Source organism: Psychromonas ossibalaenae ATCC BAA-1528, assembly GCF_000381745.1.
In the GTDB taxonomy this organism is placed as follows: Bacteria; Pseudomonadota; Gammaproteobacteria; order Enterobacterales; family Psychromonadaceae; genus Psychromonas; species Psychromonas ossibalaenae.
This window is the reverse complement of record NZ_KB906999.1, coordinates 13,898-32,906: the sequence shown is the minus strand read 5'-3', so window position 1 is coordinate 32,906 and position 19,009 is coordinate 13,898. Positions and strand designations below refer to the sequence as shown.

Below are 19,009 nucleotides of genomic sequence, written 5' to 3'. Positions count from 1 at the left end.
GCACTATTTTTGATGAACAAAGGGGCGGCTGCTGCCGGTGTTTTAAAACATCAGCAGCAGCTGCCCTTTTTCTTTTTGTACTGAAAAGAAAAACAACACACGAGTTCAGGAATAACTAAGTTATAATGTTTTAATAGTTGCGGGTTGTGATGTTTTTTATCAGCCGCACGTGTGTGATATGCCCAAACAGTTTGGGTATAAGCTGTAATTATGAGATATAAAAATGGCAAAACGAGATTGTTATGAAGTGCTTGGTGTTAATAAAAGTGCAACTGAAAAAGAAATAAAAAAAGCTTATAAAAAATTGGCCATGAAATACCATCCGGATCGTAATCCGGATAATCCTGTTGCTCAGAACAATTTTAGAGAAGTGAAATCCTCCTACGAGATCCTTTCTGATCCTGATAAAAGACAGGAATATGATGATTTTGGTCATCAGGCATTTGATCCGAACCGGCGCTCTGCTCACTCTGGTTTTGACAGCTCTTCCGGCGGTTTTAATGATATGTTTGGTGATATGTTCGGTCAGCAGCGTCAGCGACGTCAATACCAGCCTCGACCGGAAAAAGGAACTGACTTACTATATTCTGTTGAGTTAACTTTAGAGGAAGCAATTAACGGCTGTCACAAGGAGGTAAAACTACCCAATAATCCGCAGCTTCTGAAAGTTTCTGTTCCTGCGGGCATTGATCAAGGGCAGCGCGTACGTATTCCAGGTAAAGGTAATCCTGGTACATTAGATGCGCCGAGAGGAGATCTACTTGTAGAAATTTCTCTTACTGAACATGAGCTTTTCAAAAGAGAAGGTAATGATCTGCATTGTCTGATACCAACTTCTTTTCCGACGGCCGCACTAGGCGGTACAATGAAAGTGCCGACTTTTGACGGTTATATCAATATTAAAATCCCTAAAGGTACACAAACCGGACGTAAATTCCGTATTAAGTCAAAAGGCATTAAGGCGATGAAGGGCAATGCCTGTGGTGATTTAATTTATGAGGTTATTATTAATACGCCAACCACATTGACGACAGAGCAGGAAAGTCTGCTCAGCCAGTTAGCTGAGACACTTTAAATATAATTATATACAAAAGGGTTAATCATTTGATTAACCCTTTTTACTTTGTGCGAAACCGATAGTGCACCGTAGGGGCTGTTGGCCTTTCTATTCTCTACATTTGCACGTCTCCTTTTTATCAATGAATAAATAAAAATAAAGTAAGATTTGATATTTGTGTGTTTCTTATTATAACCAGCTGATTTTAAAGAGTAGAATGCGCCGCTCTGTGCTTCTGAGCAGTTATCGTAAGAAGCGCCGTAGAACAAATCTTTTTGAATTTTATAAATAATAATGTGAGTTAGTAATGAATAAAACGTTTTTGTATTCAGCGGTATTTGCCGCTGTGTTCAGCGGTTCAATTAATGCGGCAGATGGTGATATTGTCGATGTTACTATTTTAGGTACGTCTGATCTGCATGGGCATTTCATGCCGTGGGATTATGCGACGGATAAAGCTAATATGCGCGGCAGTCTAAGTCAGATTGCCACTAAAGTGAAAAAAATCAGCAGTCAGCAGAGTAATATCATTCTGGTTGACGCCGGTGATACCATCCAGGGCAACTTTGTTGAAACATTTAAAGACGAAGCTGTTGATCCTATGATGCTGGGTTTTAACGAAATGAAGTATGATGTCTGGGTGCTTGGAAATCATGAATTTGATTTTGGTTTAAAAGTACTTAACCGCTCGCTTAGTCAGTTTGAAGGCCAGCCTCTAGCCGGTAATATCACCCGTGCCGACGGTAATCCTTTTCTGCCTTCGCATACAATTATCGAGCGCAGCGGTATTAAAATTGGTGTGATCGGTATGGACACCCCTATGACAGAGGTTTTTGCTGCCGGGACAAATCGCCTTGACGGTATGACTTTCAGTAATCCTTCATTAGAAGTTAAGAAAGTGATTAAGCAGATCGATGATCAGGTAGATGCTATTGTTCTGGTTGCTCATATGGGCATAGATAATGAGAATAATATTGCGGATACGGGAGTACGTGACATTGCGATGGCTAATCCGGAACTTGATGCGATTGTTGCCGGCCATATGCATACGCTGATTGATAAAGAGGTGATTAACGGTGTGATTATTACTGAGCCTGATAAATACGGAAAAGCATTATCGCGTATTGATCTGCAGTTTGAGGAACGAGGCGGCAGGTTTTCGTTAATTAATAAAGACAGCTATACCTACAAAATTGACGGTATTGCTTCGGATCAGAAGATGGAAGCCTTGTACCAGCCTTATCATAAACGACTACGGGAAAATGCTAATCGTGTGCTGGCAGAATTAAGCGGTGAAGATCTGGTACCTGAGAATGAGATCCAGGGGATTCCACAGGTACATATTCAGGATACCGGGATCAGTGCTTTGTATCAGGAAGCTGCTTTTCATTATGCACCTAAAGCGAATGTGATTGCGCTGCAGATAGATAATGATTATGCGCAGCTGGATGCAGGTCCTATAAAAGCAAAGGATATTGCATATAATTACCAGTATACCGGCGGTGAAATCACAGTGTATTCTATGACAGGTAAAGAGCTTAAAACCTATATGGAATGGTCTGCGGGTTACTTTAACAGCGTGCAGGAAGGTGATGTAACATACAGCTTCAATGCGCAGCGCCGCGCTTCAAAATATTCTACCAATGATTTTTTTGCCGGTGTGACTTACCGTATTGATCTTACTAAACCTGCAGGTCAGCGTATTACCGATCTATATTTTGCAGACGGTGAGGCGGTTACTGATAACACTAAAATCAGCCTTGGTATGAACAGCTACCGTATGGGGCACTTGACTCAAGAGGGAGGGGTACTTGAAGGTTCCAACTTCCCTGTTCTTTCTGATACTAAAGTTGAATATGGTGAAGAGCAGGGGACTATCCGCAACTTTACTGCCCGCTATTTAACTGAAGTGAAAAAAGGCAGTTACCAAGGAAAAACAATGAACCGCTGGAAGCTGAGTGGCTTATCGGGTTATGAGAGTCAACGAGAAGTTGTTAAATCATTGATTAATTCAGGTAAGATTACGGTTCCAATGAGCAGTGACGGGCGCTATACGAATGTCGCTTCTATTAATGTTAAAGGAAAAACATTTAGCGATAATAAGGCCTTCAAAAAGCATATTCAAATGCTGGAAAAACAACTGACAGCCGCTGACAGTGATGCGCATAAGCGTCAGATTGAGCGTGATATTATTATTACTAAAGCGCTTAATAAACAGGATTAAACTGTTATAACTAAAAAGGGTTAACTATTATGTTTAACCCTTTTTGTTTCAGTTTGCAAAATCCCTTAAGCCTTACAAAGCGGCTCCCAGCTAACTTGGGCAGTAAAATAGCTATTCGACAAATCGATTAATTATTTCCTGAATTTCTCCGCTCTTTTTCATTTTATAAATTTCAATGTCAAATTTAATGGAAAAATCTTTTTTAAATGGAAAATTATTCTCAGCATTGATATCGGTGTAACCTAAATATGCCTCATTGGTACCGATAATTTTAGACTCTAAAGTAACCTCTGCTGCCCATTGTGTATACTCTCCATTTTTTTTCATTTCGTTAATCAGGTAATCAAACACCATTTGGGAAATAACCGTACAAGATTGTTTCCCTGCCAGTACTTGTTTTATATACCCAAGCTACTTGAAGATGCAGGAATCAGCAAGTCGAGAGGTGACTAGATTCAAGGCATAAAGCCGTAGGTCTAGCATTCTACATCAAGGTTTTATAACGCTGAAGATGGTTGACTCTCGCCTTGCCCTGCGGGAGCCTAGCTCGAAAACCAGCACGGCGTTACAATATTTGAAAAGGGAATAACCATTCTCTGCATATTGTGCCTTGTTCTGACTTTCGAGCTAAGCTCTGAATCTGCATCTTCAAGTGGTTTGGGTATAGTATGCAGAGTGGAGCGAACAAAATAGATATTGATCTTCTTTTTCTCGACCATTTTGTTGAATTTCTCACCTGCGATTCCATCTCCCCGCTGCATTGCAAAAGATAAATCCTGATAATCCTCAGGCCAGTTAGAGCGGGAAGGTTTTAATTTCACTGCATTGCAGACAACAATATCAGTTTGGGTAACTAACGACAAAGAGTAGGGCCAGATATAAGGACGTTTAGGTTTCTTATTAGTCAGCCAGTCATGGGCATGGAAATAAGGCGGAAGCATTGCAAAGGATATCCCCTTTTTAATATGAAGCTTAACTCGTGCCCAAGGCAGTTCTAGGAATTTAACCTGGTACTCAGGCATTCTAGCAACCGCCTTTCTTACTATTTCAGGGTAAATGCCGGTTACATTTCCGTCTTTATCATTAAATTTATATGGTGCAAAGCGCCCGTCTTCAATAAGTATGGTTACTTCCTGCACGGAAAATGCCGGCGAAGTTAGGCTCATTAAGCATATAAATACAATAATGATAAACTTCATACTAACCTCTTTTACTAAAGAATATTCGGAGAACATATTTCTGTTTTATTTCACAAAGTATTCGAGAATTTACTCAATTTCAGCGTGTTAAGCATTTTGTAATTTCCGGACTTAATCTTATTTGAAAGCAAGTATCCCATTATCACTGTCAGTATAGTTCATGGCCTTGGTGATGTGGCGGATGGTTTTCCGACGGCGTTAGGTGAGTCTTTGTTAGACGGGATCGTTTAATAAACTCTGCATTAAAATCATTTGCTGTTAATTTAGTAATATCAACTTTTTTAATACTTTACTTTAGGCAGAGCAAGCATCATCTTACTGCTCGGTTTGGTCTTGAACGAAAAAAACTACGCTCGCTTTTTTCTGAAGCGAGCGTAAAGGGCTGCTGTACATTTTGCATAACGTTAGGGGACTGCGACAACTTATTCTTTATTCAATCCGACTAAACCAGGCTGTCGAGCATCTCATCGGAATAGGGAACGAGCTCTGCACCCTCGCGGACACGGTTGACATAATCCGGATTGGCGATAAAAGGCCTGCCTACTGCGATTAAATCAAACTTATTTTCATTAATCGCGGTGCTGGCGGTTTCTGCAGTGTAACTGCCGACGCCAACCAGTGTTTTGTGGTAATGAGTGCGGACATAGCTGGAAACACTGCCGCCTAAATAGTCAAACTGCATACTGTCGTCAAAAATACCTATATGCAGATAAGCCAGATCCCGCAGTTCTAGTTCAGCTAATAAATAATCGAAGACTGCACGGTCACGGCTGTCGGCCTGCATATTAACATAGGCCCCGGGACTGATGCGTAGTGCTGTTTTATTATTGCCGATACGCGTGATAACAGCGTCAGTCACAGCTAATGCAAAACGTGACATATTTTCAGCACTACCGCCGTACATGTCGCTGCGCCGGTTGCTGTCATGGTGCAGGAACTGGTCGATAAGATAGCCGTTAGCGCCGTGAATTTCGACACCGTCAAATCCGGCTTCAAGCGCATTGGCGGCTGCCTGTGCATAATCTTCGACAAGCTCTTTAATATCTGTATCACCGGCAGCTCTTGGAACCTGATAGGTTAATTCACGCATGCGCGGCACACTGCCTTCAACGGCGAGTGCTGAAGGGGCAATTACATCACCGCCGCCGAAAAAGTGCGGATGAGCTACACGGCCGGTATGCCATAACTGGGCAAAAATTTTGCCGCCGTTACTATGCACGGCTTCGGTTACTTTCAGCCAGCCGTTGATTTGTGCTTTGTTAAATAATCCCGGCGTATTCGGGTAACCCTGACCGTCAGGGCGGATAAGAACCGCTTCAGAAATAATCAGACCAGCTTCCGCGCGGCGACCGTAATAATCTGCCGTAGCTTGTGTCGGCACAAGATTTTCATCTGCCATACAACGGGTAAGCGGCGCCATCAAAATACGGTTTTTAAGTTTAATGCTGTTATTTAGTGCATAGGATTGAAACAGGTTACTGGTCATAAGCTTCTCTCTATCTTGAATGTTTATTCAAGATACTGTGCTTTGAATGTTCATTCAAGTGTTATTTTGAACAAACATTCAAAATTAAGTATACTGCACCAGAGTTAATTACTGAGTATGAAAATGAGAAATGCCGAATTTAATAGAGAAGCAGTACTGCGCTCTGCCATGACTGCCTTTATGCACAAAGGATACGCAAAAACGAGTATGCAGGATCTTAGCCGTGCAACCGGACTGCACCCCGGCTCCATTTACTGCGCTTTTGAAAATAAACGCGGTTTATTATTAGCTGCGTTAGAGCAGTATAATCAGGATCGAACTACTGAATTTCAAGGATTTTTTGACGGTTCACAGCCGGTGTTAGCCGCCCTGAAAAACTATCTGAATAATATCGTTAGTGAGTGTTTAAGCTGTGATACGGCTAAAGCCTGTTTACTGACCAAGGCGCTTAATGAGACAGCAGGTCAGGATGATGAAATTCGTCATAGTATCAGCGCTAGTCTTACTGACTGGCAGAATGCGTTAGGCGCACTGTTTGAACAAGCCAAAGAATCAGGTGCCCTTAAAACAAACAGAGACAGTGCTCACCTGGCTCGTTATTTTGTGATGGGTATATATGGATTAAGAACATTTGCTCATACCCATCCTCAGCCGGAAGTGCTGCAGCAGCTGGCAGATCAGCTTTATCAGGATATATGTGCCTGTTAAAGCAGCAGTTAACCTTAATATATAAACGGCCTATTTATGCAGTTAGCAGAAACACAACAAACTAATGATTCACCGGCACGACAGTTATTTACAATGACCTGGCCAATGTTGTTCGGCGTACTGTCACTAATGAGCTTTCAGTTAGTCGACAGTGCGTTTATCGGCCAGCTTGGTGTACTTCCTTTAGCCGCACAGGGATTTACACTGCCGGTGCAGATGGTCATTATTGGTATTCAAGTTGGTTTGGGGATCGCCACAACGGCTATACTTGCGCGTGCATTAGGTGCTGATAAACACACCTACGCTAAGCAGCTCGGTGGATTAGTTTTACTCATGGGGTCGCTTGGGGTAGCGGTAATCTGTATTGCTCTATGGCTGCTGCGCCGCCCGATTTTGTCTATGCTAAGTGCACCGCCGCCTGTTTATGCCGTGATTGATGTCTACTGGCCTTACTGGCTGCTGAGTGCCTGGGTAGGAGCGGTATTGTATTTTTATTACAGCGTCTGCCGTGCTAATGGTAATACATTTTTACCCGGTACTATGATGATGGTTACCAGTGCGGTGAATTTAGTGCTGGATCCTGTGTTTATCTTTACTTTAGATATGGGTATTAAAGGGGCCGCTCTGGCTACCGTTGTGGCGTTCAGCTGCGGTATTCTGGTGGTTGCGCCAAAGGTGTTGAAAAAACATTGGGCAAGTTTCAACTGGCATGGGCTCGATATTTCCGCCAGTATAAATTCCATTACAAAAATCATGGGGCCGGCCATGATAAGTCAGCTGCTGCCGCCGCTGTCTTCGATGCTGGCAACAAAACTGATTGCCGGTTACGGCACCGCTTCTGTTGCCGCCTGGGCGCTGGCATCTCGCTATGAGTTTTTTGCGATTGTGGCCGTGCTGGCTTTGACTATGTCCATGCCGCCTATGATCGGTCGTCTGCTTGGTGCTGGAAAAATTACTGCTATCCGTCAGCTGGTCAGTATTGCCTGCAGGTTTATTTTAGGCCTGCAGCTGCTGGTTGCGCTGCTTACTTTACTTTCCTCTTCATGGCTGGCAGCTTTAATGACGAGTGAACAAAATGTGGAGAGTATTCTTAACTGGCATCTGACATTTGTCCCCTTTAGTTTAGCTCCTTTAGGCATTTGTATGCTGATGGTTTCAGTGTCTAATGCATTAGCTAAACTTGGTGATGCGCTGCTTATCTCTGCACTGCGCTTATTTGCTTTTTTTCTGCCTTGTTTATGGCTAGGTGCTCAAATTGGTCAGATAAAAGGGCTGTTTATCGGGGCATTGATAGGAAACTGTCTGGCAGGGCTGGCTGCCTGGTATTTTTATCGACGAACCATTGTCCGGCTTGAGCATAGTGCGAATTTAGCCCATGTTAAGGGATCTGAATAAGATCCCTTACTGTTTTCCCTGCTGTTATTTATATTCACCACGGCGGGATGCCTCAATATATTTTTGATAACGCCCGTCGGCTTTGAGCTTTTGAAAACCGCGGTTAAAAGCATCAACCAGCACTTGTGCATTTTTCGTGTTTTTGGAAATAATGACAGAGTAATCTCTAGAGGTCAGTAATTTGGGAAGAAGAGATACTTTATCATTAAGACCCAAGCGGGTTACAATTTCCAGGCCGACGTCGCCATTTTCAAGCACAATATCTAAGCGTCCGCTTGCCAGTTTTTTAAAGTTAGCTTCATCGCTGCTGATGCGCTTTATCTTCATCGCACCCGAAGCTTCCAGATTCTCTGTGCCGTATGCATAACCGAGAACGCCGCCGATATTATATTTACTAATATCTTTCATTTCGTTCCATTCGATATTTTTTCCTTTCTGTACGAACAGACCTGTACCGAGCACTGCCACAACATCGCTGTAAAGAAAGTCTGCAGCACGCTCTTCAGAAAATCCCCAGATCAGTGTACCGTCATATTTTCCCTCTTTTGCCTGTTCATAACCTCGTTTCCAGGGTAAGAATACATATTCAACTTCGATTCCCTCTTCTGCAAAGGCTTCACTGACAATATGTGCAATATAACCATACTGTTTAAGATCTTTGGATAGATAAGGAGCCCATTCACCATTAGCGAGTGTTATTTTTTGTGCCAGTAAGTTAGGAGAAAACAACATAATTACAATAAGAAGCAGTGTACGGAGCATAATTTTGTCCTCTTGAAAAGATCATCACGTATTATTGATTATAGCTGATAAGCATATAAGTACAGGCTGCTGAGGATTTGTTTGATCACAGCTGAAAAGGAGGGGGCTAACAGCAAGTGTTAAAGAAATAACACAGTGTATAAGCCTGAACATACTTAGCGCTAAGCGTAGATAAAGGTATGTGACATTTACTTGTAAAAAATGGTTGTTTTAAGTCAGTTTCAGGAGCGGCTGAAACTGACTGTTGTTGTTAACGGATTGATTTTTGGTAACGACTGCTTAGAGTCAGGTAGTTTCCAGGGGAAGAAAATACGCTGTCCATTAGAGGTTGTAATGCCGTCAGGCGATCATTAGCCGACGGATGGCGTTTCATAAAGGTCTGCCAGCCCGCAGAGTCCGGTTTTTCGCTGGCTATTTTCTGTATAACAGCAATATAAGAGTAGGGATCATAACCCGCCCGAGCGCAGATAATAACAGCCATATTATCGGCCTGCTCTTCATCTCCTCTGGCTAAACCATTGGTATACAGGTCATCCATTGCAGAGCTGATTTCTTCAGCCAGTTCCATATTTTCAATGGTATCGCTGTCATAGTTGTCTCTTCTGGTACTTTTAATCTGATAGGCTAGTATGCCGATGTCAGACGCCAGATCCAGCTGCGTCTGTTTCTGCAGCGCTTCTAAATAGTGGCGTTTTAATACGTGTGCCATTTCGTGGGCAAGTACGCCGGCCAGCTCCGCTTCATTGTTTAATCTCAACAGGGTGCCTGCTGTAATAAAGATATAACCACCGGGGGCGGCAAAAGCGTTAAAACTTTTATCATCGAGTACGATAAAGTGCCAGTTAAGGTTCGGACGTTCACTGTTCTGCACCAGCCACTGACCGACACTGTTAACGTAACGCTGAACTTGATCGTTATTTAACAGGCGACTGTCGGTTAGCAGCACCTGTGCAACTTCGTTTCCAAAGGCCTGTTCCTGCTCTTCAGTTTTATCGCCGAGGTCAATGAATTTTTCAAAGGTATTGGTCAGCTGATCGAGGTCGATATTGTCCAGCCCTAAATCTGTGGTTTTGCAGCTGGTCAGTGATAAGACCATGCTTATTAAAACTGTGAGACCTGCTGTTTTCCATAAATTCCGTTTACTGTTTTTCATGTTCAGCTCCCTGCTATTCTGTGTCTGCATAAGGCAGGTGTTTTTTCTTCAGACCGCCGGCTTTCGCAAAGGCTTTGGCCTGCTCTGGCGAAACCGTGAAACGCTCCAGCGTATTGACGGCATAGGGATCACCCTGGCCTTTTTCAAGCTCTTCTTCAGACAGCCCGCGGATTCCTGTTGCCACAGTAACACCACCCCCCTCGGTGAGCAGTGAAAAACCATTATCGCTTGTGCCTGTCACTGAGTAGCGCAGCCACAGCATTTTTAACCAGCCCTGCAGCTGCGGAAATGTCTCTACTCGGTACCAGCCTCCCTGTCGCTCGAGAATAATGACAGATGTATCTGTTTTTAGGAATTCGATAGATTCGCTTCTGATGGACGGGGATGTTTTCAAATGTGCATCAATAATTGTTGATGCCTGTTGTGCCGATGCTGAAAAAGTGCTGAATAATAGGTTGACGGCAACTATAATCAATAAGTTTTTCACTGCTTTTCTCCCTGATATAAGCAAGTTGAAAATGTCGATTTTTGAGTTATTCTGCTGTAGTTAAAGGCGCTGGCAGAGCATGCTTCTATTTCGCTGTCAGGCTTTTAGTTCAGCTGTTTTCTGTGGTGATTATTTCCATGTTTTCATGACGTTTTGGTATAAATACTGTAACGGGTTCTTCTCTACCTTTTAAGGTATAGCTGCCAAGCTCAATAAAGTCAAAATGATCTCTGCAGGCGTTACGAGTTGCTTCTGATATAAGAATATTGCAGCGGTTTTTGGTAACTCCCTCAATGCGGCTGGCAACATTGACCGTATCACCGATTACGGTGTAATCGTAGCGCTGTTCGCCGCCGATCGCCCCTACAACTCCTTCACCGGTATGGATACCTATACCGATATTAAAATCAGGAAGCTTCTGCTCAAGGCGGAAACGTTCAAGTTGCTCAACCATAGTCAGCGCGGCTTCTACCGCTTGTATTTCCTGATTTTCATTTTCCAGCGGGGCGCCCCAAAAGGCCATAATGGCATCACCGATAAATTTATCCAGAGTCCCTTGATGCCGGAAAATGACTCTTACCTGCATGGAAAAATAATCGTCCAGAAGCTGGACGATTTCCAGGGCGGTATGTTTTTCCGAGAGAGTGGTGAAATTACGGATATCGGAAAAAAGTACCGTAATTTTGCAGCTTTTAGCATGCAGCGCCTGCTCTGTTTCACCGGAGTCAACTAACTGCCGGACTACGTTGCGGTCCATGAACCGTCCGAAAATATCAATAGCGTAGGTGTATTCCCGCTGCCGCTGCAGAAACTGCACCACCAGTACGGAGAAAAAATAGCCGCTGATTATCATCATCGGGCTGTTAACCGTCATCAGAAACTTATAACCGGTCAGTTGATAACTGACCAGATAATAACAAAGCGTTATCATTAGAAAAGCCAATGCTACGGGTAAGATGCGTTTGGCAAGCAGCAGACCGAGTGTCAGCAGCAGTAGAAATAAAATTGCGGCCAGCAGGTTGATTACGACTGGAACAGGGCTCAGCTGCTGACCGTGCAGCAGGTTATCAAGCGCAGTGGCTAAAATATACACGGCGGGAAACAGACCGCTTACCGGGGTGTTTTTTATGTCATGCAGACCCGTTGCTGTTGAGCCGATAATTATAATTTTATTGTGGAAAAAGTTTTTGTGAATAAAAGTCTGCTCCTCGCTGACTGCTTTATAAATCGCCGCGTAAGAATAGGTCGCATAGGGTGATACTGAGCCGCTGGATGCCGCCCTGTGCCAGTCTAGAATTATCTCTTTCTGCTCCGGAATCCTGGCGCCGAGATAACGGGCTGCTTTGGTTGGTAATGAGTCTATGCGCCACAGTTCAATCGGGTGTTGTATCTGGTAACGGCGTCCGACGCCATCAGGATCGGGATAAAAATTAATGGTGCCCAGTTTCCAGGCGTCAGAGTTGACGGCTGCGGGAAGCAGTAGATTCGCGCGGGTCTGTTTATATGTTTGTGCAGAATCAGGCGTGACAGTTAGTCCGACGCTGGGCGGATAGTCGATAAGTTTCGGGAAGAGTCGGGGCTGATCTGAATTTAAATGAAGTATCGGTAGAAAGATATTGTCGGCATCGCTGATCACTTCGGAAAGGTATTTATCAGCATCGGGACGGTAGATATCGGGTTCGGCAAACAAAATATCAAAAATCACTGCTTTAGGCTGCTGTAACTGTAACTGCTCCAGCAGCTCTGCGTGAACCGAACGGGGCCAGGGCCAGCGGCCGACTCTATTTTTCATTGCCTGCAGACTGGGATCATCGATATCAATAACAACAATCTCGGGATCCGCAGTGCTGTCGCTGCTCCACTGCTTCACTGCAAAATCCAACCAGATATTATCGAAATTAATAAAAGGATGATAAATACTATTAATGGTTAGAAAGCTGATAAACAGCAGCAGTGCGGCTAAAACAGTACGGTTTTTTTTGTATGTTTTATTGAAGTCACTTTGTCGTTTTTTATTGCAGCTGCTCTGAGAGTTTTTCATTGAAACTCCCTCAGCTGTTGTCCAGCAGATCAAAATCACAAACGTGGTGATGGAAACAGCTGACCGTATTACCCGGCTTCCTGTAGAGCTTATCTTTAATAACCAGATAGACTTTAGTATCGATAAATAATTTAACCAGATCACCGTTGAGCTGCTGTTTTTCTGCTTCATTATGTAGAATTTTAAATGCCAGTTCATTGGGAACGGCATGCTTATAGGGACGGTCAGATGCGGTTAACGCATCGTAAATATCACAGACCGTCATTATCTGTGACGGCAGTGGAATCTGATTTGTTGTTAATCCTCTCGGGTAGCCGCTGCCGTCTATTTTTTCATGGTGAGCCGCCGCAATATCCGGGATATCCTGAAGTTCTTGAGTCCAGGGAATCTGTCTTAGGAAGTTCTCTGTGTGGGTGACATGCGAGCGGATCTCAGTCATTTCATCGAGGGAAAGGCTTCCTTTAGGAATCGATAAGGCTAATAACTCTTCGTGGTTAATTAACGGCGTTAGTATGCCGTGGTCATTAGGTGCGTGGTAAGCGTGAATCTGCTCGAGGTTACTGCTTAGAGATTCAGGCAGTATAGTGGGCTCATTAGCCTTGAGTATATCCTGCCAGAACTGTTCTAATTGAACAATCTGCTGTTGTATCTGCTCCTGCTGTCTTAGGTGCCGGTTCGAATTTCTGCACCCTTGCTGCTGAAACAGCTGCAGTTCGCTTTCTGCTCTCTGGCGCAATAGTGTCTGCTGCGCAAGACGGATACGGTATTTGATAACATCCAGTTGATGTACAGTGAGTTTTTTAGCTTTGGTAAGTACGGCTTCGCGAACACCTACTTTGCCGAAATCATGCAGCAGAGCAGCATACTTGAGCTGGCGCAGTTTTTTTTCATCGAGCAGCTGCTTTTGATACTGAGGCAATGCAGCCTGCTGCAGCGACTTAGCGAGAGCAAGGCATAAATCGGCTACACGAAAGGAATGACCGCTGGTGGTAGGATCCCGCTGCTCGATCGCTGTAACGGAAGCTTGTACAAACCCTTTAAACAGTCCGTGTATACTTTCAATCAGCCTGCGGTTTTCAATGGCAATAGCTGACTGGCTGGCCAGCGCCCTGAGCTGAGGACAAATGTTGTCGTCAAAGGCAATCACATTTTCTCGGGTGATCTTATGCGAGCTGAGGCGGATATCCGGCTGACGGGTACGGTTGATAAACTGCAGTATGCCGATGACTTCGCCATGGTGGTTTTGTATCGGTAGTGCTAGTAGTGAGCGGCAGCGGTAACCGGTAGCATCGTCGAAAATTGAGTTAAACTGATAAGGTTTGTCTTTGAGATCGTAGACGTCATCTATATTTAATTCACGCCCATGGGTCGCTACATAACCGGAGATGGAGCTGTCATTAAGAGGAAAACACTGCTCCTCAAAGTGAAAGTCGATGGAAGCATTTTGAGTGAGCTTTAGTATCAGTTTACTGTTTTTACTGTCCTGGTTATCCAGAAGAAACAGGGAGGCCGCATCACAACAGGCTAATTTTCGGCCTTCAGTAAGAATTCTAATTAACAGAGCGGTCAGGTTTTTTTCTGCAGAGAGGGCGATACCAATATCTGCTAATCTGTTCAGGTTGATCGATTTATCGGCCAGCAGACGTGAGAGCTGTTCCTGCTGCCTGTCCTGAATAAAAGACTGCAGTGCGGATTCAATATGCTTCATTGTTACTTTTTTAGTAAACCCTTTTGGAACATAGAGGTCTGCTTCAATGTCCAGATGCTCTTCAGCAATCACTTGTAATGACTCCGGTTTATGCCATCTGCCTGCTGAGTCTTGATTTAATTGTGTCAGCAGTTGTTTATCCAATATAAGCAGGGCAGGCGACTGAACCTGCAGTTCTTTTTTATTATTGATACACACGCAGCTCAAGTGCTGTTTAGTAAGCTCTTTTTGAATGCCGGAGAGCGCAAATACAGGACCGTGTGCGATCAGCAGTTTCTGGTGCAGGTTGCTATCATCTGTCAGCTTCATCTTCATTTCCTTATGTCACGTTATTAGAATAGTTCAGCTTTGCTAAAGGAGGGGGATTAGGCTGCAGTTTTGGCGAAGATACTGTTATCAGAAGTATTTTTGTGATGGCAAGGCGGGCTATGGATAATTTATCGAGTGTTTTATCTTGTCAGTCTCTGCTGCTGGAAAACCCGTTATAAGGGGCTAAAATTGACAGTATAAATTGACAGTATAAATTGACAGTATAAATTGTCTGCATTGTCCATTTCATACCTGGTGCGGATAAATCTATATGGAGGAAATATCATGGCTGCTCACAGTCTTACTATTACAGATAACCGTACGGGGAAAACTTATGAGATACCTATTCAGTACGGAACCTATCCAGGCTACGGTGCCACCATTAATGCAATGGATCTTAAACAGATAAAAGCGACTGAAGAAGATTTCGGCCTGTTGACCTATGATCCTGGTTATACAAATACCGCTTCATGCCGAAGTAGTATTACTTTTCTTGATGGCGAAGAGGGCATTCTTCGTTACCGTGGATACCCCATTGAACAGTTAGCCGAACAAAGTACTTTTCTGGAGACTGCCTATTTGATTCTACATGGTGAGCTTCCCGACAGCGAACAGCTGCAGAAATGGAGTGCTGCGATTACTGAGCATACCTTTGTTCATGAGAATATTAAAAAATTGATCGATGGCTTCCACCACGATGCCCACCCGATGGGAACACTGGTTGGTACTGTTGGTGCCTTATCTACTTTCTACCCAGATGCTAAAAATATTCATGATCAGGAATGCAGAGATCTGCAGATCTTTCGCCTGATTGCTAAAATGCCGACTCTAGCCGCCTTTGCATATCGCCATAGTATTGGTGTTCCTTATGCTTACCCTGATGAAAAGCTGTCCTTTGTCGGCAACTTTATGAATATGCTGTGGAAGAGAAGCGAACTGGCTTATCAGCCGGATCCGGTATTGGAAAAAGCAATTGATGTGCTTTTCATTCTGCACGCTGAACATGAGCAGAACTGTAGTACCAGTTCGATGCGCGCTGTTGCCAGCTCCTATACAGATCCATTTTCGGCGGCTTCGGCTGCCATAGGTGCACTTTACGGTCCTCTGCACGGCGGGGCAAATGAAGCCGTATTACGCATGTTAGCTGAAATCGGCTCGGTGGATCGTGTTCCTGAATATATTAAGTCAGTGAAACAGGGAACTGGCGGGAAATTGATGGGCTTCGGGCACCGTGTCTATAAGAGTTATGATCCTCGCGCTAAGATCTGTAAAAAATTAGCCTATGATGTTTTCGCTGTAACCGGTGTTAATCCGCTGATTGATATTGCCCTGGAGCTGGAAAGGATCGCGCTGCAGGATGACTATTTCATTTCACGTAAGCTTTACCCTAATGTAGATTTTTATTCTGGTCTAATTTATCAGGCTATGGGGTTTCCTGTGGGTATGTTCCCTGTTCTATTTGCGATTGCACGGAGTATTGGCTGGGCTGCGCAGTGGCAGGAATTTCTACTTGATCCGGATCATAAAATTGCCCGTCCAAGACAGGTTTACTGCGGCAGTAAACGGCGGGACTATGTTGCAATGGATAAACGCAGTAAATAAAAACGCAGGGCGCCTTGCCCTGCATCGCGCTTACTAAATAGAAGAGTCGTCTTTATCTGTCTCAATCGGCGGGCAGTGGTAACTCTTGGTGATTTTTTTATTTTCGACAGAATGCAGGTGAATATCAAACCCCCATAAGCGGTGAATATGTTTTAGTACTTGCTCGGTAGAATCTCCCATCGGCTTGCGGGCATGCTGGCTATGATGCAGAGTTAATGAACGGTCACCTGAAATATCCACACTATACACTTGAATATTAGGCTCTCTATTGCCTAAGTTATAGAGTCCGGCAAGCGATTCTCTTATTGTCTGGTAGCCGTCCTGATCGTGAATAGCGTTTACTTGAATATCCGGTTTTTTGTCATCATCAACAATGCAGAAGAGTTTTAAATCACGCATCACTTTCGGTGATAAGTACTGCAGAATAAAGCTTTCATCTTTAAAGTTGCGCATCGCTTCGGTAATGCTTTCTTTCCAGTTACTACCAGCAAGGTTGGGGAACCATAATTTGTCTTCTTCTGTCGGGTGTTCGCAGATGCGCCGGATATCAATCATCATACTAAATCCCAGTGAATAGGGATTAATGCCGCTGTAATACTTGCTGTTGTAAGGAGGCTGATAAATGACACTGGTATGTGACTGTAAAAACTCCAGAATAAAACCTTCGCCCACCAGACCTCGGTCATACATTTCATTAAGTATGGTGTAGTGCCAGAAACAGGCCCAGCCTTCATTCATTACTTGAGTCTGCCGCTGCGGATAAAAATACTGTGAAATTTTTCGTACAATACGTACGACTTCCCGCTGCCAGGATTTTAACAGCGGTGCATTTTTTTCTATAAAGTAGAGTAGGTTTTCCTCCGGCTCGGCAGGAAAACGAACTTTATGTTTTTTCTCTTCTTCAGTTTTATTCTGCGGTATGGTTCGCCATAAATCGTTAACCTGTTTCTGCAGTTCTTCTTCGCGTTCCTGCTGGCGGTTGTGCTCTTCTTCGGCGGATATCGGGTAAGGCCGTTTATAGCGGTCTACACCGTAATTCATTATAGCGTGGCAGGAATCAATAATATCTTCGACCTCTTTAATACCATGGCGTTCTTCACACTGGTTAATATAGTTTTTTGCAAACAGCAGGTAGTCGATAATCGAGTCTGCGTCTGTCCAGGTCTGAAACAGATAATTACCTTTGAAAAAAGAGTTATGCCCATAACAGGCGTGGGCAATGACTAATGCCTGCATCGCCATGGTATTTTCTTCCATAAGATAAGCAATACACGGATTGGAATTAATTACTATTTCATAAGCAAGTCCCATCTGGCCGCGTTTATAGGAACGTTCAGTATTAATAAACTGTTTGCCGTAGGACCAGTGATGGTAACCCAAAGGCATACCCGTTGAGGCATAAGCATCCATCATCTGTTCTGAGCTGATCACTTCAATTTGATTAGGATAAGTATCCAGGCCGAATTCAGCGGCTATTTTACTTATCTCACGGTCATAGGCTTCAATTAGTTCGAAGGTCCATTCAGATGTACTTGATAGTGGTTTTTGTTTCATACGACCTGCTTTTGAAAAAGTTCGCGGAATACGGAGTAGATTTCCGAGGCATTAACAATCTGCTCTATAGCAAAGCTGTTAGGGAATATCTCTTTCACCTGCTGGTAATCGTGCCACATAGCCTGATGATCGTGCGGGGTAATTTCAATATAAGAGTAATACTGCACTTTCGGTAAAATTGCATTGCACAAAAGATCTTTGCACAGTGTTGAATCGTTATTCCAGTTATCTCCGTCGGATGCCTGGGCACCATAAATATTCCAGTCGCCCAGCGGGTAGCGTTCTTCAATAATTGACTTCATCATTTTAAGCGCGCTGGAAACAATCGTGCCGCCGGTTTCGCGGGAGTAAAAGAAGGTCTGTTCATCAACTTCACTGGCCTCAGTATGATGGCGGATGAAAACAACTTCCGTGCGCTGGTAATTTCTCTGGATAAACAGATACAGCAGGATAAAAAAGCGTTTGGCAATATCCTTGGTGGCCTGATCCATAGAGGCTGAAACGTCCATAATACAAAACATGACTGCTTTAGACTGCGGGTTAGGTTCTTTAACATTAAGGTTATATTTCAGATCAAAATCATCGAGCCAGGGAACGCGTTTGATACTTGTTTTTAATTTAGTAATTTTTTCAATAAGCAGCTCTATCTCTGCTTGATTCTCCGCAGTGGAATCTTCTGCCTGTAATAAACTAAGCTGCTGCTCTAGTACTTTTAGTTTTTTCCGTTTACCGGTTGTTAATGCGATGCGCCGTGCATTAGCATTTCTTAATGAGCGCACAATATTAATTTGTCCGGGAGTACCCTGGTTACTAAAACCTGCTCGGCGCATTTTAAATTCATCACTGCCGGCCAGCTGCCGTTTAATCATATTAGGCAGTTCCAGATCTTCAAACATGAAATTGAGAAATTCATCCTGAGTTATCTGAAAAACAAATTCATCCTCACCTTCTCCGCTGTCGCTGGCCCCTGAGCCCGAGCCGCCCGCCCCTCCAGAAGGGGGGCGCGGTATATGATCTCCTTTTACAAAGTCGGTATTGCCCGGTAAGACATTTTCTGCGTGTCCGCCCTGACCATGATGGAAAATGGGCTCACCTATATCTCCGGAAGGGATACTTATCTCTTCACCGTGCTCAATGTCAGTAATTGAACGCTTGCTGATCGCTTCTGCTACCGCTTTCTTGATATGTTTGCGGTAGCGTTTTAAAAAGCGCTGTCTGTTGACAGTGCTTTTGTTTTTACCATTAAGCCTACGATCTACAATATAATTCATGTTCACTCACCATCAGCCCGTCTGCTTGATACAGGCTGCTTTTCATTAGGAAT

The 19,009-nt window shown here is 43.8% G+C and carries 15 protein-coding genes; 5 read left to right on the top strand and 10 right to left on the bottom strand.

Features of this window, described 5'->3' with window-relative positions:
• Positions 1-223: 223 nt before the first annotated feature.
• Positions 224-1,075 carry a DnaJ C-terminal domain-containing protein gene (locus G327_RS0115400; protein WP_019615695.1) on the top strand — a complete coding sequence of 284 codons (852 nt, stop codon included), beginning with the start codon at positions 224-226 and terminating at the stop codon, positions 1,073-1,075.
• A gap of 289 nt (positions 1,076-1,364) precedes the next feature.
• On the top strand, positions 1,365-3,281 hold the full coding sequence (locus G327_RS0115395; RefSeq protein WP_019615694.1) for a bifunctional metallophosphatase/5'-nucleotidase: 1,917 nt from the start codon (positions 1,365-1,367) through the stop codon (positions 3,279-3,281).
• A 111-nt stretch (positions 3,282-3,392) separates the two neighbouring features.
• Here G327_RS0115395 and G327_RS0115390 read toward each other — a convergent pair whose 3' ends face one another.
• From G327_RS0115390 to G327_RS0115380, 3 genes are all read right to left on the bottom strand, one after another.
• Positions 3,393-3,608: a hypothetical protein gene (locus G327_RS0115390; protein WP_157601161.1), complete on the bottom strand. Its 216-nt coding sequence runs from the start codon at positions 3,606-3,608 to the stop codon at positions 3,393-3,395.
• 215 nt (positions 3,609-3,823) lie between these two features.
• A complete protein-coding gene (locus G327_RS26145) occupies positions 3,824-4,480 on the bottom strand; it encodes a type 2 periplasmic-binding domain-containing protein (RefSeq protein ID WP_019615692.1) in 657 nt (218 codons plus the stop codon).
• Between the two features lie 442 nt (positions 4,481-4,922).
• Positions 4,923-5,966, bottom strand: a complete 1,044-nt coding sequence (locus tag G327_RS0115380; RefSeq protein ID WP_019615691.1) for an alkene reductase — start codon at positions 5,964-5,966, stop codon at positions 4,923-4,925.
• Between the two features lie 123 nt (positions 5,967-6,089).
• Here G327_RS0115380 and G327_RS0115375 point away from each other — a divergent pair, with 123 nt between their 5' ends.
• Positions 6,090-6,674, top strand: coding sequence for a TetR/AcrR family transcriptional regulator (locus G327_RS0115375; protein ID WP_019615690.1), 585 nt, complete (start codon positions 6,090-6,092; stop codon positions 6,672-6,674).
• 36 nt (positions 6,675-6,710) lie between these two features.
• Positions 6,711-8,069 (top strand): MATE family efflux transporter, encoded by a 1,359-nt coding sequence (locus G327_RS0115370; protein WP_019615689.1) that lies wholly within the window; start codon positions 6,711-6,713, stop codon positions 8,067-8,069.
• Between the two features lie 24 nt (positions 8,070-8,093).
• Here the strand turns inward: G327_RS0115370 and G327_RS0115365 are convergent, their stop codons facing one another.
• From G327_RS0115365 to G327_RS27560, 5 genes are all read right to left on the bottom strand, one after another.
• Complete coding sequence (locus G327_RS0115365) at positions 8,094-8,831, bottom strand: substrate-binding periplasmic protein (RefSeq protein ID WP_019615688.1); 738 nt, start codon at positions 8,829-8,831, stop codon at positions 8,094-8,096.
• A 250-nt stretch (positions 8,832-9,081) separates the two neighbouring features.
• A complete protein-coding gene (locus G327_RS24860) occupies positions 9,082-9,984 on the bottom strand; it encodes a M48 family metalloprotease (protein ID WP_019615687.1) in 903 nt (300 codons plus the stop codon).
• 13 nt (positions 9,985-9,997) lie between these two features.
• Positions 9,998-10,471, bottom strand: a complete 474-nt coding sequence (locus G327_RS0115355; RefSeq protein WP_019615686.1) for an SH3 domain-containing protein — start codon at positions 10,469-10,471, stop codon at positions 9,998-10,000.
• Between the two features lie 109 nt (positions 10,472-10,580).
• A complete protein-coding gene (locus G327_RS24855; protein WP_019615685.1) occupies positions 10,581-12,512 on the bottom strand; it encodes an adenylate/guanylate cyclase domain-containing protein in 1,932 nt (643 codons plus the stop codon).
• Between the two features lie 10 nt (positions 12,513-12,522).
• On the bottom strand, positions 12,523-14,529 hold the full coding sequence (locus G327_RS27560) for an HD family phosphohydrolase (RefSeq protein ID WP_019615684.1): 2,007 nt from the start codon (positions 14,527-14,529) through the stop codon (positions 12,523-12,525).
• Between the two features lie 285 nt (positions 14,530-14,814).
• Between G327_RS27560 and G327_RS0115340 the strand changes: the two genes are divergently transcribed.
• Positions 14,815-16,131 (top strand): citrate synthase, encoded by a 1,317-nt coding sequence (locus G327_RS0115340; RefSeq protein WP_019615683.1) that lies wholly within the window; start codon positions 14,815-14,817, stop codon positions 16,129-16,131.
• Positions 16,132-16,164: 33 nt separating this feature from the next.
• Here G327_RS0115340 and G327_RS0115335 read toward each other — a convergent pair whose 3' ends face one another.
• Together G327_RS0115335 and G327_RS0115330 are read right to left on the bottom strand one after the other, a co-directional pair.
• A complete protein-coding gene (locus G327_RS0115335; RefSeq protein WP_019615682.1) occupies positions 16,165-17,685 on the bottom strand; it encodes a SpoVR family protein in 1,521 nt (506 codons plus the stop codon).
• The gene (locus G327_RS0115330) at positions 17,682-18,956 is read right to left on the bottom strand and encodes a YeaH/YhbH family protein (RefSeq protein ID WP_019615681.1); all 1,275 of its coding nucleotides are present in this window, start codon (positions 18,954-18,956) and stop codon (positions 17,682-17,684) included. The genes G327_RS0115335 and G327_RS0115330 overlap by 4 nt, the downstream gene beginning before the upstream one ends.
• Between the last annotated feature and the right edge of the window lie 53 nt (positions 18,957-19,009).

Bases quoted from the DNA above. Each gene is read 5' to 3' on its own strand.
- G327_RS0115400 (WP_019615695.1), top strand. From the start codon at position 224: ATGGCAAAACGAGATTGTTATGAAGTGCTTGGTGTTAATAAAAGTGCA.
- G327_RS0115395 (WP_019615694.1), top strand. From the start codon at position 1,365: ATGAATAAAACGTTTTTGTATTCAGCGGTATTTGCCGCTGTGTTCAGC.
- G327_RS0115390 (WP_157601161.1), bottom strand. From the start codon at position 3,608: ATGAAAAAAAATGGAGAGTATACACAATGGGCAGCAGAGGTTACTTTA.
- G327_RS26145 (WP_019615692.1), bottom strand. From the start codon at position 4,480: ATGAAGTTTATCATTATTGTATTTATATGCTTAATGAGCCTAACTTCG.
- G327_RS0115380 (WP_019615691.1), bottom strand. From the start codon at position 5,966: ATGACCAGTAACCTGTTTCAATCCTATGCACTAAATAACAGCATTAAA.
- G327_RS0115375 (WP_019615690.1), top strand. From the start codon at position 6,090: ATGAGAAATGCCGAATTTAATAGAGAAGCAGTACTGCGCTCTGCCATG.
- G327_RS0115370 (WP_019615689.1), top strand. From the start codon at position 6,711: ATGCAGTTAGCAGAAACACAACAAACTAATGATTCACCGGCACGACAG.
- G327_RS0115365 (WP_019615688.1), bottom strand. From the start codon at position 8,831: ATGCTCCGTACACTGCTTCTTATTGTAATTATGTTGTTTTCTCCTAAC.
- G327_RS24860 (WP_019615687.1), bottom strand. From the start codon at position 9,984: ATGAAAAACAGTAAACGGAATTTATGGAAAACAGCAGGTCTCACAGTT.
- G327_RS24855 (WP_019615685.1), bottom strand. From the start codon at position 12,512: ATGAAAAACTCTCAGAGCAGCTGCAATAAAAAACGACAAAGTGACTTC.
- G327_RS27560 (WP_019615684.1), bottom strand. From the start codon at position 14,529: ATGAAGCTGACAGATGATAGCAACCTGCACCAGAAACTGCTGATCGCA.
- G327_RS0115340 (WP_019615683.1), top strand. From the start codon at position 14,815: ATGGCTGCTCACAGTCTTACTATTACAGATAACCGTACGGGGAAAACT.
- G327_RS0115335 (WP_019615682.1), bottom strand. From the start codon at position 17,685: ATGAAACAAAAACCACTATCAAGTACATCTGAATGGACCTTCGAACTA.
- G327_RS0115330 (WP_019615681.1), bottom strand. From the start codon at position 18,956: ATGAATTATATTGTAGATCGTAGGCTTAATGGTAAAAACAAAAGCACT.